Genomic DNA, 15,055 nt, shown 5'->3' with positions numbered 1-15,055 from the left:
GCTTTTTCATAATCATCAAAACGTTGTATTTAACATAAAATGGCTGCTTTTATGCTTACTAACTTAATAAAATTCCTGGATCCCAGTGGGCTTTGTTGCATCACACTTTATGAGATGGTGATTTATGGTAAATTCATGTAACTATCTCAAATTTAGCCATACCAATATCAGTGAATTTATTAAGCAAATAGCATTTAGTTCTTTTTCTCGATTTATCTCAGATTTATTCCTAAAACTAAATCCGAATATTTGCTTTAATCTTGAGAAAAACCCTTCAATATAAGATCTTTTCCCATAATTTACTTCTTTTTTCCATTCTTTCATGCCACCTTCACCGTATAATTTTATTAACCTAATAGCAGCATTCCTGTCAGACATATAATCTATTTCTGGATGTTCTGCCGCATTGTTTATTGGTGGAATTTTTGTCTTTATATCATATTCGTTACACAACTTATAAAACTTGTGCCTATCACATGCTCTATCTGCATATAGTGCTTTTATGGCATGCTGAAAATCAACTTCTTTTAGCAAATCACAAGCTCCATAGTGATCAGCCGTTACTGTATTTTACAGCTATGGCTTTTTTGTTGTTTATATTCAACATTACGTGCAATTTTCTCGTTTGCTCATAGCCACGATATTTTCTGTCAGTGCTATTTTCCTTGCTGTGTGTTGTTGTATATACTAATTCCTGTACTGTCTATAGCAATTTCGATATCTTCCATATTATTTTCTGCAATCATTTATCTTAATATTAAGTTTCTTTTGATGCTTGTGAATAGCTGCAAATCTCTTCCTATTTGTTGCAAATACCCTTTTATAAACCCGACTGTTTGTCTTAGAGGTTGTCCGGAAACAAGTAAAAGGCTATAATATCTGAAATTTTAGTACGGGGTAAAGATGAGAAAAAAAAAAGTATCCAACAGATCTAAGCGAAAGGGAATGGGCAAGAATAGAAAAACACTTCAGAGTATCATACAAGAAAGGAGGAAGGCTGCCAAAGTATAGCAAAAAGAAATATTAGAAGCAATTTTCTATGTATTGCGTACAGGGTGTCAATGGCGGTATTTACCAAATGATTTTCCGCTATGGAAGACTGTGTATGAGCAGTTCAGGCAATGGAAGAAGCAGGGAATTTTTGAGAAAATGAATTATGAAATTACAAAATATAGTAGAAGAAAATAGGAAAGAATGAGCAGCCGAGTGCCTGTATAGTAGATAGTCAATCTGTAAAGACTACAGAAAAGGGGGATCAAAGCTATGATGGAAGTAAAAAAGTAAAGGGTAGAAAAAGGCATATAATTACAGACACTCAGGGTTTTATACTAGGTTGTTACGTAGGCGCTGCTAACGAAAATGATAGAGATGGTATTAAAATAGCATTAAACAATATGAGAACAAAATATACTAAAGTTAAAAATGTGGGCTGACATGGGATACCAAGGAAGAAATTTAAAGAATCACATAAAGGAAGAATATGACATAGATATTGAAATTGTTAAAAGGCCTCCATGTAGATTTTGGGTGCACAAAGATACGCCACCTGAGCTACTACCAACAAGAGAACAAGGGTTTAAAGTACAGCCAAGAAGATGGGTTGTAGAAAGGACTTTTGCTTGGGTTAATAGGAATAGAAGGCTATCGAAGGAGTATGATTTACTCACAACATCCACTGAGAATTTCATATACCTAGCTATGAGTAGGGTTATGTTAAAGAGGGAATATGCTTGAATTTACTAGTTTCCGAACAACCTCTTAAACCAATTCTAAAGAAACTGACGATTATATGCACCAAAATCACAACTTTATCACTATAAATATAGTTGCCGCCCTGCATTTTTGGACAATTCTCGTACCAATTTTCTATGGCGTCATTGATATAACAAAAAATGCTTCCTCTTTCTTGGAGAAATTTGTTATATTCATGGCAGTTACTGACTCTCATTTTTTGTGGCATATTTTTTCTTCAACAGTTAAATGGCTATTTATAATGAATTTTGTCAGTAACTGCCAGTTCTTTTCACTTGAGCGATGCAACAAAGCCATCCCAGTGTCAAGCACTGGGATGACATCGTAGGGGTGCTGGCCTGATAACCGTCATCCCGCTACTTGTTAGCGGGATCTAGAGATACCGCGAATGAATCGCGGTATGACGGTTCGCGGCGGCATGACGATAAGGTTTATACCTTATCATCCCAGTGCTTGACACCGAGATTGATTTATCTTGTCTACCTTATTTTGCCACTCCGCTGAACGGATACCATATTATGCAGGTTTAGAATTATGCTTTATTCTTACGTTTATGTCTTGGCCCAATACAATCAATAAGTTAAGCAAGTATTCTAAGGAGAACCCTTCGATTTTTGACCTATTGATTTGAGATACTTTAGGTTGATCAATCTTTAGAGCGTTTGCTGCTTTTTTCTGTGTTGTGTACTTCTTACTTATTAATTGTGCAATGACCTTTATTAATTTCAGTTTTGTATCTTTCACATCCCCCAACTCTACTATTATAGGATAACTTAATTGTAAATTTTGCATAATAATAAAATTCCTTATAAAAAAATTACTTTAGTTTTTCTTCTTTAAATAACACATGCCTTCTGACTACTGGGTCATACTTCCTAAACTCCAGTTTTTTGGTGAGCTTTTTTGGATTACGCTTTTTTACATAAAAATAGCCAGTTGATTTTTCTTCACCAGTTTTTGTTATCTTGATTGCAGTGCTGACTAACTTAACGAGCAAAGAAGCATTTTTTTTCGCCATACTTATAATGATATAATAAATTCTATGCGAGTTTATTACGCAAAATACTAAAAGTCAATCGAATAATGCAGATTGCAAAATCCTTGACAATCAACAGTGCATTAAGTAGCATAAAGTTAACTTCAGAATAAAAAGCAAACGGTAAATAAGTGACAAATAGTGGTAAAAGGGTATTATTGATAGAAAATTCTATCTGTTCTAATGAGGTAAGAGTTGCCTTGTCAATTAATAACAAGGTTGTAGAATTTGAACAAGAATTCAAGGAAAAAAAACAATTAAGAGGTAATATATACGTTGCTTATATAAAGCGTATAGAGCCTTCTTTGCAAGCCGTATTTATTGAATATGGGAAAAATAAGCAAGGTTTTTTGTCTTTTTCCGAGATATCTCTAGATTACTTCAACATTCCAGAAAAAGAAAAGGAAACTATCTTTGAGGGCTACTCAAATGACGATTGTATAGAAGAAGCCTCAGCAAATGTTTCTTCAGATTCTGCAGCTAGTAAGAATGTCAACGGATCAGGTAGTGGTTTTGTAAGAGAGGTACCTTTATATAAAAAATACAAATTACAAGATGTTATTTCAGTAAATCAAAAAGTATTGGTCCAGCTAACTAAAGAGGAACGAGGCAATAAAGGAGCTTCATTTACAACATACATAACTTTAGTGGGTAGATACTGTGTTTTCATGCCAAATTCCATGAGCAAAGGTGGAGTGTCCCGCAGAATTGAAGATGCTAATGTCAGAAAGCAGTTAAAGGAGATGCTGAGTTCAATAAACTTGCCAAAAAGATCAGGTTTAATAGTAAGAACTGTTGGTTCAGGAAAAAATAAGAAAGAAATTGAGCAGGATTACAATTACTTATCCTCATTATGGCAGAGCATTCAAAAAAATGCCTTCTCTGTAAACGTTCCATCATTAATTTACAATGAAGCAGATGTAATTATGAGATCTGTTCGTGATTTTTGTAGCGATGGTATAGAAGTTATAGTGTCTGGAAAGGAAGCTTTTGAGGCAGTTAGGCAATATGCTAATAATGCACTAAAAGGTAGTAAGTTGCGCTATAGATTGTATAGAGGTTATGCTCCGATCTTTACTTACTACGGAATCGAAGATCAAATTTCTGAGTTATATAGCAATAGAGTAGAATTGCCATCTGGTGGGTCTTTGATAATAACTTTAACTGAGGCGTTTGTTTCAATAGACGTAAATTCAGGAAAGATGACAGGAGAAGATAGCATAGAAGAAACAGCTTATAGAACCAACATGGAAGCAGTACCTGAAATATCAAGACAGGTGAATCTTAGGGGCCTATCAGGATTAATAGTAGTCGATTTTATTGATATGTTGAAATATCAGTATTGCAGAGCTGTTGAGTCTGCTATAAAGCAAGCGTTTAAAGATGATAAAGCTAAAGTTCAATTTAGCTACATAAATGACTTTGGTTTAATGGTATTTTCAAGGCAAAGAATTAAACCAAACATACAAGAAATTAATACTACAGAGTGTTTACACTGCAAAGGTACTGGAAGAGTAAAATCAAACGAAGTAATTGTTTCATCAATACTAAGGGATTTACAACATATTGCTAACAAGAATCGAAATAAGTCTTTTGATTTAGTAGCACACAGTGCAGTTATAGCGCACATTTTTAATAACAAACGCAATACAGTTTCTACAATCGAAAAAGAGTTTAATATTACATTGAACGTTAGTATTGATAACAGTTTAGATGTAAATACATTTGTTTTAAAACAAGGAGATGATGTTAATTTAAACGGTTATAAGCCATTACAGAACTCTGGATACCAAATTGGGGATAGCAGCAATGAAGAAGCTGATAATTCAAATAAACTACGAGGCAATTTTTGGCTGACTAAGTGGCTTTCGCGCCTTTTAAGTTCTAATAACTAATTAGAAACCTAAATTGGGCTTGTAATTAATGAGCCCTATACTTATATATTCTTATATCAGATAATATTTACAATGGGGTACTCATTATGGGAAGAGCAATAGGCATAGATCTCGGAACAACAAATTCTTGTGTTGCAATAATGCAGGGCAAGGATACAAAGGTAATAGAAAATAAAGAAGGGGCAAGAACTACTCCATCTATAGTTGCATTGACTTCTTCAGGAGAAAGGTTGATTGGTGCTCCAGCAAAAAGGCAAGCAACCACCAATGCAAGTAATACCTTTTTTGCTACTAAGAGATTAATAGGCCGTCAATATAGTGATCCTGAGATGAAAAATCTAAGTGTACCATACAAAGTATTTGCAGCAAAAAGTGGTGATGCATGGGTTAAAACAACTGATAATAAAGAATATTCTCCTAGTCAAATTGGTGCATTTATACTACAAAACATGAAAGAGGCAGCAGAAGCTTATCTTGGAGAGGAAGTAAAAGATGCTGTGATAACAGTGCCAGCATACTTCAACGACTCTCAACGTCAAGCAACAAAAGATGCAGGAAAAATTGCCGGATTAAATGTACTCAGAATAGTAAATGAACCGACTGCTGCAGCACTTGCTTATGGTCTTGATAAGAAACATGGGCACACAATAGTAGTATATGACCTTGGTGGTGGTACATTTGACGTTTCAATACTTGAAATAGGTGATGGAGTTTTCGAAGTGAAAGCAACAAACGGTGATACCCATCTTGGAGGTGAAGACTTTGATAATGGAGTAGTGAGTTATTTACTAGATGAATTCAAGAAAAGTAATGGCATTGATTTGAAAAATGATCCAATGGCTATGCAAAGAATCAAAGAAGCTGCTGAAAAAGCGAAAATTGAATTATCAAGTGCAATGGAAACGGAAATAAATCTACCGTTTATTACAGCTGATGCAAGTGGTCCAAAACACTTAAATATGAAATTAACGAGAGCAAAACTTGAAAGCTTAGTGAATGATTTAATCGAAAGAACTATGGCTCCTTGTAAAAAAGCTCTTGAGGATGCTGGTTTATCTGCTAGTCAAATTGGCGAAGTGGTTCTTGTTGGTGGCATGACTCGTATGCCAAAAGTCATAGAGAAAGTTAAAGAATTCTTTGGCAAAGATCCACATAGAGGAGTTAACCCTGATGAAGTTGTAGCAATTGGAGCTGCAATACAGGCGGGGATCATTCAAGGTGATGTAAGAGATGTGTTACTACTTGATGTGACCCCACTTTCTCTTGGTATTGAAACTCTAGGAGGAGTATTCACTCCACTTATTGAGCGTAATACTACAATTCCTACTAAAAAATCTCAGGTGTTTTCAACTGCAGAAGATAACCAAACAGCTGTTACAATTAAGGTGCATCAGGGTGAAAGAAAACTGGCAGTTGATAATAAGCTACTCGGTCAGTTTAGTTTGGAAGGGATACCTCCTGCTCCGCGCGGAAGGCCACAAATTGAAGTGACATTTGATATAGATGCAAATGGAATAGCACACGTTTCTGCAAAAGATAAAGCTACTGGAAAAGAGCAAAAAATACGCATTCAATCTTCAGGTGGTTTATCTGATAATGAAATAAATCGCATGGTAAAAGAAGCTGAAGAAAAAGCGCAAGAAGATGAAAAGCGCAAAAAGTTTATTGAAGTGAAGAATCAAGCGGATAGCTTAGTCCATTCTACAGAAAAGTCTCTGACAGAGTATGGTGATAAAGTTTCACCAGAAGATAGATCTGCTATTGAAAATGCAGTTAACGAATTAAAAGAAGTTAGTAAATCTGATAACATTGATGACGCTGATTCAATACAGCAGAAAGTTACTAATCTTTCTCAATTATCTATGAAACTTGGAGAAGCTATGTATCAAACATCTCAACAAAATAGTGCTGAAAATGGCTTTTCATCAGAAGGAAATCCAAATGATAAAGAGGAAAAAGTAGTAGATTCTGATTATCAAGACATAGATAATAAAGAAGAGAATAAATAATTGTGATCACTTTTCCTGTCATCCGAGTAGCTGACACTGAGATGACAGGAGGAGCATATTGTTGCTTAAAGAAACCATTATGGACATTATTAAGGCAATAGAAGAAAAGATACGCGATTCGATAGATGTAATTGATATCAACATTATCGATGAATCAGCAAAGCATACTGATCATTATTTTGCTTCATCTTCAACATTACCTTCGCACATTAAATTAATATTAATATCTGACGGCTTTATTGGAATGAGCGTTCTAAAAAGACACAAGTTGATTTATGAGTTATTGAAGGGTGAGATAGAGCTAATACATGCAATTTCTCTTCACTTGTATACGCAAGATGAGTACAATTTAAAAAATAAATAATAAAAATGTGAAGGAAGAGTCTATATTAGTTAAAGCAGGAAGAAAATTTAATGACTATAAAGGTTCCATGAACCCGCCAGTTTATCATTCTTCTACCATATTATTCCCTACTTACAAGGACTACTTAAATGCAGCAAATGGAGAAAGTATATACGATGTAATCAACGATGGTGTTGCAAGGGATTATAGCTACAGTAATGTTGGTACTCCTACTGTTCATTATCTTTCAAATGCACTGGCTGAAATTGAAGGGAGTGGACAAGCGCTTATTTATCCTTCCGGACTATTTGCACTTACTTTTGCTATTCTAACTTTCGCTAAAGCAGGCTCGCACGTTTTAATTCAAGATAATAGTTATTATAGGCTTAGGAGGTTTGCAGAAAATGAGCTACCAAAAAGAGGAACAGAAGTAACTTTTTATGATCCAACACAGGATATAACTGATTTAATTCAGAGTAATACTTCATTGATAATGATCGAGACTCCTGGTTCTGTAACGTTTGAGATTTCGAATATAGAGCATATAGTAAAAGTTGCTAAGGAACATAAAATTGTGACCGTTTGTGACAATTCATGGGCCACTCCTTTGTTATTTAAGCCGCTTGATTATGGAGTTGATGTTGCACTATATGCGGTGACAAAGTATCTAGCCGGTCACTCAGATTTAGTGATGGGGGCTATTATTGCTGAAGGTGAAATTTTTAAATTGCTTTATGAGAGCTATAAAAATTATGGGGTAACCATTCAATCGCACGACTGCTACCTTGCACATAGGGGACTTAGAACATTGTACACACGTATGAAAAGGTACCAAAATACAGCAATGGAAGTGGCAAAGTGGCTAGAAAAACATTCAAAAATCAAAAAAGTTTTGTATCCAGCACTTCCCTCCCATCCTCAACACGAATTATGGAAAAGTTACTTCAAAGGAGCAAGCGGCACATTCAGTATAGCACTAGATAGAGAATATTCATGTGAAGAACTAAGCTGCATGGTTGATCACATGAAAATTTTTGGTATCGGTGCTTCTTGGGGAGGATGCGACAGTTTGATATTACCAATAGATCGTAGATCTATGTCAAGATCTGTAATGAATTCAGATTATGGTGGAAGTTTTATACGGATATTTTGTGGACTGGAAGATCCTGAAGATTTAATCTCTGATTTAAATGCTGCACTAGCAAGGTTGCCATGTTTGAACACTAAAACTGGCAGATGAAACTGAGAGAATTACTGCATAACATTATTGATGTTAACTTTGATATTGAAATCAAGGGCGTTACATGTAATCCCAATAGAGTAAAGGAAGGTTATCTTTTTGTTTGTGTGTCTGCGGTGTCATTCCAGCGCGTGACGCTGGAATCTAGAAAACCAGCATGTATCCAGATTTTTCCTACTGAATCCCAGTATCACGCACACGACTGTGTAGACGTTGTCATACAAGGAACCAAAAAAGATGTCATCCCAGTGCTTGACTACTTGGATCCAGAAAATTTAATTGCAAATGAACACACTAAGCAATTGCATAATAAAAACTGGATTCCAGTGTCAGCTACTTGCATGACAAATACTCCGAGTTTTGCAGTGCTTGACCACCCAAACCCTCAAGAAATATACAGAGAAATAGTCAGCAGGTTTTATCAATTCAAACAGCCCAAATATGTTGCTGCTGTAACTGGTACAAATGGTAAAACTTCAGTAGTAGAATTTTGCCGCCAGATCTGGCAAAACTCTGGCTATAATGCTGCGTCTATTGGAACACTTGGAACATGCATCAATAATGACAGAGAAGATAATAGCGATAATCTTACCACTCCAGGCGCAGATGACCTTTATTCCACATTATGTGGTATAAATAGTAAGAACGTAGAACAATTAGCATTAGAGGCTTCAAGCCATGGAATTGACCAATACAGAATTCATGGACTTAGGTTCACTGCTGCAGCTTTTACTAATTTCTCGCAAGATCATTTGGACTATCATAAGAGTATCGATGAGTATTTTGAGGCTAAGAAAAGGTTATTTTATGAGGTACTACCAGAGGGAGAAACAGTAATTTTAAATGCGGATATAAATGAGTACCATGCATTGCTTAAAATAGCTGAAAAACGCAGCAACAAAGTTATCACCTATGGAAAAACAGGTTCTGATATTACTTTATTAGAGCAAACACCAACCCCTAATGGTCAATACCTTACAATTAAAATTGGCGATGAAATTTATAACATGTTTTTTCCAGTTTTGGGGCAATTTCAAGCATATAATCTGTTGTGTGCAATTGGTATAGTTACCTCGTCTGGACTGAATTACAGAGAAATATCTATAGGTAAACTCGTTTCTCCACCAGGAAGAATGGAAAAAGTTAAACCTTTTGCATTCGTGGATTACGCACACACTCCAAGTGCGCTTAAACAAGCCCTGTTGTCTTTAAAATGGCACTTCAACAAAAAAATAGTCCTAGTTTTTGGATGCGGTGGCAATCGTGATCGGAAGAAGCGTTCAGAAATGGGTAAAATAGCACAAATGTATGCAGACAAAGTAATAATCACAGATGACAATCCGCGTGATGAAGATCCTGCAAAAATTCGCCACGATATTTTGCTATATTGTCCTAGTGCACTGGAGATAGGGGACAGGAAAGAAGCCATAGAAAAAGGCATAGATATTGCCTATAACGAGGGTATGATTCTGCTGGTTGCAGGAAAAGGACATGAGAAATTTCAAATCATAGGGAATCAAACCTTTGAGTTTAGTGATGTTGAAGTTATTAAAAGTAAAGTTTTATCTTGACCTATATACTCTGACCAATTTCCTGTACAGAGCTCTCTGTTCCTTCCATTTTAGTGTTAGGTTTTGACATTACGTACGCAATGCAAACAGATACTAATGCAATGGATACAGATATACCAATAGTTACTAGTATAGGTAATTCAACAATGTATCCAATACCCGCCACTATCAATGCAGTTGCAATACCACCTACAGCAATCATTTTTGCTTGCCTTTTTTTCTTACATTCCATTTCTCTCTTATGTTTTTCTTCTTCTGCTTTCTTTAAAGCAGCAGCATTTTCCTTATGCTTCTCTTCTTCTGCTTTCTCCAAGACAGCAATCACCTCTTTGTCTGTAGCAAACATACTGGGAATGGAATTATTATTATCTAGTGCTAAAGGACTAGCTCCTTTATTTAACAGGCACCTCACTGCATTTATATGATTATTAGTAGCAGCAAAATGCAGCGGTGTTGAGCCAAGTTTAGAACATGAGTGAATATGTGCTCCTTGCTCCAGTAGTAATTCTATTATTTCCGTATTACCGCTGCTAGCGGCACAATGCAGAGCAGTGTGTCCACCACCATCGCGTGTACTAACCTCTGCACCTTTCTCCAGTAGACGTCTTACTGTTTTTACTAAGCCTTTATGAGCAGCAATGTTTAACGCAGTAGTATAATACCTAGAAGCATGGGTAATCTCTTGCCGTATTTCAAATAAATGATCTATGTGAAAATTAAGTCTTTTCCACTGATTGTATGTATCTTGGTTACATGCGAGCAGCTTTTGCTTAATTTCTTCAATTATGTCACTTTCTTTTGATTCTTGCTCTATTTCTTGGAATATAGCATCAATTTCTTGCTCTTTTATACTCATACGCTCCCCAACAACTATTCAACTATAAATTATAATTTTATGGATATAGTAAAAGCAAGCCAAGATTTTATGTAATAGCCTCACAATCATTCACCGTTCTTGCAAGTGATAGCACTCTCACTTCTTTTGCACCGGAGTTTAAAATTTCCTGAGAGCAAGATCTTACAGTTGCTCCGGTTGTTACCACATCATCAACTAATATCACGATTTTATTTTCGATAATTTTCTTGTTGCTTGTTTTAAAAGCCTTCTTTAAATTTTTTTCACGCTGTTTAAGTGAAAGACCAGCTTGAGGCGCAGTATGGCGAAGGCGTTTTATTGCAAATGGCGTATAGGATAAATTGGACAACTTACTCAATTCTTTTGCAAGCAGTGCTGCTTGATTATATTTACGTTTAAACAAGCGCATTTTATGTAACGGTATAGGGATTATGATCTCTGCGTTCTGAAATGTATCCTGATTAGCTTGGTGTATCCACTTTGCATAGATTTTTACGTAATTCAAATTATCAAAAAATTTGAAATTTATAATCAGAGGTTGTCCGGAAACAAGTAAAAGGCTATAATATCTGAAATTTTAGTACGGGGTAAAGATGAGAAAAAAGTATCCAACAGATCTAAGCGAAAGGGAATGGGCAAGAATAGAAAAACACTTCAGAGTATCATACAAGAAAGGAGGAAGGCTGCCAAAGTATAGCAAAAAAGAAATATTAGAAGCAATTTTCTATGTATTGCGTACAGGGTGTCAATGGCGGTATTTACCAAATGATTTTCCGCTATGGAAGACTGTGTATGAGCAGTTCAGGCAATGGAAGAAGCAGGGAATTTTTGAGAAAATGAATTATGAAATTACAAAATATAGTAGAAGAAAAATAGGAAAGAATGAGCAGCCGAGTGCCTGTATAGTAGATAGTCAATCTGTAAAGACTACAGAAAAGGGGGATCAAAGCTATGATGGAAGTAAAAAGTAAAGGGTAGAAAAAGGCATATAATTACAGACACTCAGGGTTTTATACTAGGTTGTTACGTAGGCGCTGCTAACGAAAATGATAGAGATGGTATTAAAATAGCATTAAACAATATGAGAACAAAATATACTAAAGTTAAAAAATGTGGGCTGACATGGGATACCAAGGAAGAAATTTAAAGAATCACATAAAGGAAGAATATGACATAGATATTGAAATTGTTAAAAGGCCTCCATGTAGATTTTGGGTGCACAAAGATACGCCACCTGAGCTACTACCAACAAGAGAACAAGGGTTTAAAAGTACAGCCAAGAAGATGGGTTGTAGAAAGGACTTTTGCTTGGGTTAATAGGAATAGAAGGCTATCGAAGGAGTATGATTTACTCACAACATCCACTGAGAATTTCATATACCTAGCTATGAGTAGGGTTATGTTAAAGAGGGAATATGCTTGAATTTACTAGTTTCCGAACAACCTCTTAGAACTTTTTCAGCAAATTTCTCATTAGCCTTTACCAGCTCTAAAACTTTACGATCATCATCACCAAGCGTATACCCTTTGGCTATCGCCTCATCGATGATATTTTTCGTTTTTTCTAAAGTTTCTTCATAAAAATGATCGATTTCAGCATTTTTTTCACTGATTTCAATATCGATTTCATCGATTTTACTGTTTTGTTCAATCATGTTTTTTCTCCTATTTTTAAATTTATTTCATGTTAGCACCTTATGTAGTAGTCACACTTATCGTCAGTGATATTAGGAATGTGGAATATAGTTGTTCCCTTATTGTTAATATCATTGGCAATCATGTCTGCGAGTTGCTCTGGTGTCGTATCTTTTGTTGCTTTGACTTCTCTAAATTCTTTGGCGGTAACATTAGTTGGTGCTTTTCCATCACCATCAACACTCCACCATATTACTGTGTTAAAATTGTTACCAGTTTGGGTGTTATGAGATGTTTTAAGACCTATAAAGTCTCCTGCTTTCACTTCTTTAAATTTCAAGACATACAAGCATCTTTGCGTAAACAAAGCTTTATGCTGTATAGCATAGGTTATCACTGAATTTTTACCAGCAAACAGAACATTCGGTTTTCCTGGTGTTCTCTTGTCCGTTGCTGATTGTTTGTAAATAACGTAATCACCCCATGACTTCATTAATAAATCACTAGAATCACCATGAATGAAACTAGGGTAATCTCCACCACTAGAACTAATACTTGTACCATGTACTGAAGCCATTGAATACACAAACCATGGTGAAAACAAAAAGTAACTTTGTGAAGTACTAGTAGTATTATTATTGTGTTGCAAAAAAGTAGCGCTAACCGATGGTATATTTAAAGGAAAACCAATATCATAAACTCTACTACTAAAATTAACTGGATTAAAAAATCCACATAAACCGGAAGGATACGGAAATTGTTGATAATTAAGACTTACTGTCAAATAAAAAAAATTCTTTTTAACAGAGTAATTTATTTTAGTTTGCTCAGTTATTTTATCAATACCTTTATTGTATGGCACAACATTATTTGTATAATTATAAATTGAATTTAATTTAGTTATAGTTTGAAAATAACCTGGAAAATCAGAACCAGAACCCGCAAATTTTATCTCCCTTAAATTCATATTAGTCATTAGAATGCCACTACTTAAGTAATTAGTGGTAATGTCAAACGTATGACAACAAGTAGTAAGGTCTATGCTATTTGCTGCTGCAACATATTGAAAATCATAGTTAACATCTGAATTAGCATAGAATGTAGTTTCTAGCCATAGATGACCTATATCATCACCTTCGGGCTTCGGATTTACTACTCCATCTCCCTCGAATTTAACTTTAACATTATTATCCGCAATAAACTTCTTAATATACTCACTTGATATTGCATTAAACCAATTTGGTATGTCTTTGGTTTTAAGCATATCAAATGTAATTGGAGCATGATCTAGCTTGTTATATAGCCTTTTGTATTCAATGCCGAGCGGACTAATACCTGTTGAATCAAGTGTGCGACCATCGCACTTGAGCAGATTTATCTTTTCCTCGTCGACTTTTGCTCCTTTTGGGTAGGAAACTATTTCACCAATATTATCTACAAACTTAAGACCATCAATTGTAAAAACTAGCTCATTGTAACTGTTATCAATGCTATATTTATTTGCTCGAAATGAAGAAAATAATAAATTAGATTTTGCTAAATCAGAATTTTGTGTTGGGTATTTAAAATCAACTGCATGTATTGGCAATGAGGCTTCTGCACAATAAAAATTTGTCGCTTTAAAATTAAATGCTCGATTCGGTGGTAACAAAAACTTCAATGTCAAACTTTGATCATCGCCAATATCTGCAGGTATTACAAAGCCAAGCAAACTTAAACTAGTGTAATAAACCTTCGGAGTATCAGAATCAATTAAAAATTGATCAATTGACATAACTTGTGGCGGTGTTGATGATTTTGAACCAAAATCACGAATTGCCAGTAAATTAACTATTATATCATCACCACCTCTCCAAGCATAGAACTTCAGCCAAGCTCTGGCATCAGTACCCCATAACACATTAGAGCTCCTAAATGTTACAGCTTTCTGCAGAGGTGGCGTTGTCTCGCTAGGTTTTTCGCAAATAACGTTCAAATAAAAACGAGGATTGCCTTCATCGATCCTTTCAGCTTCGGTAATGTCTTTAATGAAAATCCTGTCTACATCAGTTCTATCCTGTATCGGTACTGAATCAGCATAAGATCTTAAAAACTGCCATGATAGTCCAGCAATTGGCACCTGCGAAAATTCAGGTGAAACATAACCAGATCCCTGCCCTCTATCATTAATTTGTAGACCAATATTAAATTGACCATCAATAAATAAGTTATCAGATAATATAGATGTAGCTGGATCTGCTTTGGATTGTTCTTGAAAGTACGGTAGATCATGAAAGATGAGTTCAGGAGCTGCAGCATTACCGTAATTGCACTTCAGTTCTACGGTATAACGATCTTCAGGATCATCAACGTCGACAAAGTAGTACAACTTATGAGGTAAAGCACCGTTTTCATCAAGCTGCAAAGGGTTTGGTGCCGGTACGACATTTCCCTCCTGGTTCTTGTAGTAGGCATTACGAAGAGTAGTTGGACTTCTTTTATCATAAAAATACATCCAGTACCCACTAGCTGGCATACCTTCCTTATTCTTGATAATATCTTGCAATACTATACTTAGTATTAACTTTTGTGTCATTTCTCCCTAACATCAGCAAAAGCCAGTTCCAGTATATGCCAAATTATTAATAATTTATTAACACAGGTGCACAAAATTCTCTTTACATATCATCAACTTTCTTTATTGAAAAGTTCAGAAAAATGTTGTATAATTGTTACAGT

The 15,055-nt window shown here is 35.3% G+C and carries 10 protein-coding genes and 6 pseudogenes; 8 read left to right on the top strand and 8 right to left on the bottom strand.

What is annotated here, in order from left to right; genetic code table 11:
• Nucleotides 1-133 precede the first annotated feature (133 nt).
• Nucleotides 134-845: pseudogene (locus J4T77_RS07645) on the bottom strand (transposase); the annotation flags it as partial.
• A gap of 110 nt (nt 846-955) precedes the next feature.
• Here J4T77_RS07645 and J4T77_RS05885 point away from each other — a divergent pair.
• Nucleotides 956-1,734: pseudogene (locus J4T77_RS05885) on the top strand (IS5 family transposase).
• Between the two features lie 22 nt (nt 1,735-1,756).
• Here J4T77_RS05885 and J4T77_RS07640 read toward each other — a convergent pair.
• Nucleotides 1,757-1,960 (bottom strand): annotated as a pseudogene (locus J4T77_RS07640) (IS5 family transposase); the annotation flags it as partial.
• Here J4T77_RS07640 and J4T77_RS07635 point away from each other — a divergent pair.
• Nucleotides 1,952-2,080, top strand: a complete 129-nt coding sequence (locus J4T77_RS07635; RefSeq protein ID WP_264374075.1) for a hypothetical protein — start codon at nt 1,952-1,954, stop codon at nt 2,078-2,080. The pseudogene J4T77_RS07640 and the gene J4T77_RS07635 overlap by 9 nt on opposite strands.
• A gap of 188 nt (nt 2,081-2,268) precedes the next feature.
• Here J4T77_RS07635 and J4T77_RS05875 read toward each other — a convergent pair whose 3' ends face one another.
• Together J4T77_RS05875 and rpmG are read right to left on the bottom strand one after the other, a co-directional pair.
• Nucleotides 2,269-2,544: a helix-turn-helix domain-containing protein gene (locus J4T77_RS05875; RefSeq protein WP_010082632.1), complete on the bottom strand. Its 276-nt coding sequence runs from the start codon at nt 2,542-2,544 to the stop codon at nt 2,269-2,271.
• Between the two features lie 25 nt (nt 2,545-2,569).
• Nucleotides 2,570-2,770: a 50S ribosomal protein L33 gene (gene rpmG / locus J4T77_RS05870; RefSeq protein WP_010082633.1), complete on the bottom strand. Its 201-nt coding sequence runs from the start codon at nt 2,768-2,770 to the stop codon at nt 2,570-2,572.
• A gap of 149 nt (nt 2,771-2,919) precedes the next feature.
• Here rpmG and J4T77_RS05865 point away from each other — a divergent pair, with 149 nt between their 5' ends.
• The 5 genes and pseudogenes from J4T77_RS05865 (at nt 2,920) to murE (ending at nt 9,846) form a co-directional block, all read left to right on the top strand.
• On the top strand, nt 2,920-4,683 hold the full coding sequence (locus J4T77_RS05865) for an Rne/Rng family ribonuclease (protein ID WP_190321392.1): 1,764 nt from the start codon (nt 2,920-2,922) through the stop codon (nt 4,681-4,683).
• Nucleotides 4,684-4,769: 86 nt separating this feature from the next.
• A complete protein-coding gene (gene dnaK, locus J4T77_RS05860; RefSeq protein WP_010962930.1) occupies nt 4,770-6,692 on the top strand; it encodes a molecular chaperone DnaK in 1,923 nt (640 codons plus the stop codon).
• A 79-nt stretch (nt 6,693-6,771) separates the two neighbouring features.
• Nucleotides 6,772-7,056 carry a BolA family protein gene (locus tag J4T77_RS05855; RefSeq protein WP_190321396.1) on the top strand — a complete coding sequence of 95 codons (285 nt, stop codon included), beginning with the start codon at nt 6,772-6,774 and terminating at the stop codon, nt 7,054-7,056.
• A 7-nt stretch (nt 7,057-7,063) separates the two neighbouring features.
• Nucleotides 7,064-8,297, top strand: a pseudogene (gene metC, locus J4T77_RS05850) (cystathionine beta-lyase).
• Nucleotides 8,272-9,846 (top strand): UDP-N-acetylmuramoyl-L-alanyl-D-glutamate--2,6-diaminopimelate ligase, encoded by a 1,575-nt coding sequence (murE, locus tag J4T77_RS05845; RefSeq protein WP_070356941.1) that lies wholly within the window; start codon nt 8,272-8,274, stop codon nt 9,844-9,846. The pseudogene metC and the gene murE overlap by 26 nt, the downstream one beginning before the upstream one ends.
• Before the next feature lies 1 nt (nt 9,847).
• Here the strand turns inward: murE and J4T77_RS05840 are convergent, their stop codons facing one another.
• Complete coding sequence (locus J4T77_RS05840) at nt 9,848-10,702, bottom strand: ankyrin repeat domain-containing protein (RefSeq protein WP_182282677.1); 855 nt, start codon at nt 10,700-10,702, stop codon at nt 9,848-9,850.
• Nucleotides 10,703-10,769: 67 nt separating this feature from the next.
• Nucleotides 10,770-11,237: pseudogene (locus tag J4T77_RS05835) on the bottom strand (ComF family protein); the annotation flags it as partial.
• A 58-nt stretch (nt 11,238-11,295) separates the two neighbouring features.
• On the opposite strand from J4T77_RS05835, the pseudogene J4T77_RS05830 reads away from it, so the two are divergent.
• A pseudogene (locus J4T77_RS05830) lies at nt 11,296-12,125 on the top strand (IS5 family transposase).
• Here J4T77_RS05830 and J4T77_RS05825 read toward each other — a convergent pair.
• Together J4T77_RS05825 and J4T77_RS05820 are read right to left on the bottom strand one after the other, a co-directional pair.
• Complete coding sequence (locus J4T77_RS05825) at nt 12,100-12,357, bottom strand: hypothetical protein (RefSeq protein ID WP_233641016.1); 258 nt, start codon at nt 12,355-12,357, stop codon at nt 12,100-12,102. The pseudogene J4T77_RS05830 and the gene J4T77_RS05825 overlap by 26 nt on opposite strands.
• Nucleotides 12,358-12,389: 32 nt before the next feature.
• Entirely contained in the window at nt 12,390-14,912 is a 2,523-nt protein-coding gene (locus tag J4T77_RS05820) for a hypothetical protein (protein WP_190321390.1), read from the bottom strand.
• Nucleotides 14,913-15,055 lie beyond the last annotated feature (143 nt).

This window comes from Wolbachia endosymbiont of Drosophila innubila (assembly GCF_021378375.1).
GTDB lineage: Bacteria > Pseudomonadota > Alphaproteobacteria > Rickettsiales > Anaplasmataceae > Wolbachia > Wolbachia pipientis.
The sequence above is the reverse complement of the archived record's forward strand: the minus strand, read 5'-3'. Positions and strand labels throughout refer to the sequence as shown.

Bases quoted from the DNA above. Each gene is read 5' to 3' on its own strand.
- murE (WP_070356941.1), top strand. From the start codon at position 8,272: ATGAAACTGAGAGAATTACTGCATAACATTATTGATGTTAACTTTGAT.
- J4T77_RS05875 (WP_010082632.1), bottom strand. From the start codon at position 2,544: ATGCAAAATTTACAATTAAGTTATCCTATAATAGTAGAGTTGGGGGAT.
- J4T77_RS05840 (WP_182282677.1), bottom strand. From the start codon at position 10,702: ATGAGTATAAAAGAGCAAGAAATTGATGCTATATTCCAAGAAATAGAG.
- rpmG (WP_010082633.1), bottom strand. From the start codon at position 2,770: ATGGCGAAAAAAAATGCTTCTTTGCTCGTTAAGTTAGTCAGCACTGCA.
- J4T77_RS05820 (WP_190321390.1), bottom strand. From the start codon at position 14,912: ATGACACAAAAGTTAATACTAAGTATAGTATTGCAAGATATTATCAAG.
- dnaK (WP_010962930.1), top strand. From the start codon at position 4,770: ATGGGAAGAGCAATAGGCATAGATCTCGGAACAACAAATTCTTGTGTT.
- J4T77_RS05825 (WP_233641016.1), bottom strand. From the start codon at position 12,357: ATGATTGAACAAAACAGTAAAATCGATGAAATCGATATTGAAATCAGT.
- J4T77_RS05855 (WP_190321396.1), top strand. From the start codon at position 6,772: ATGGACATTATTAAGGCAATAGAAGAAAAGATACGCGATTCGATAGAT.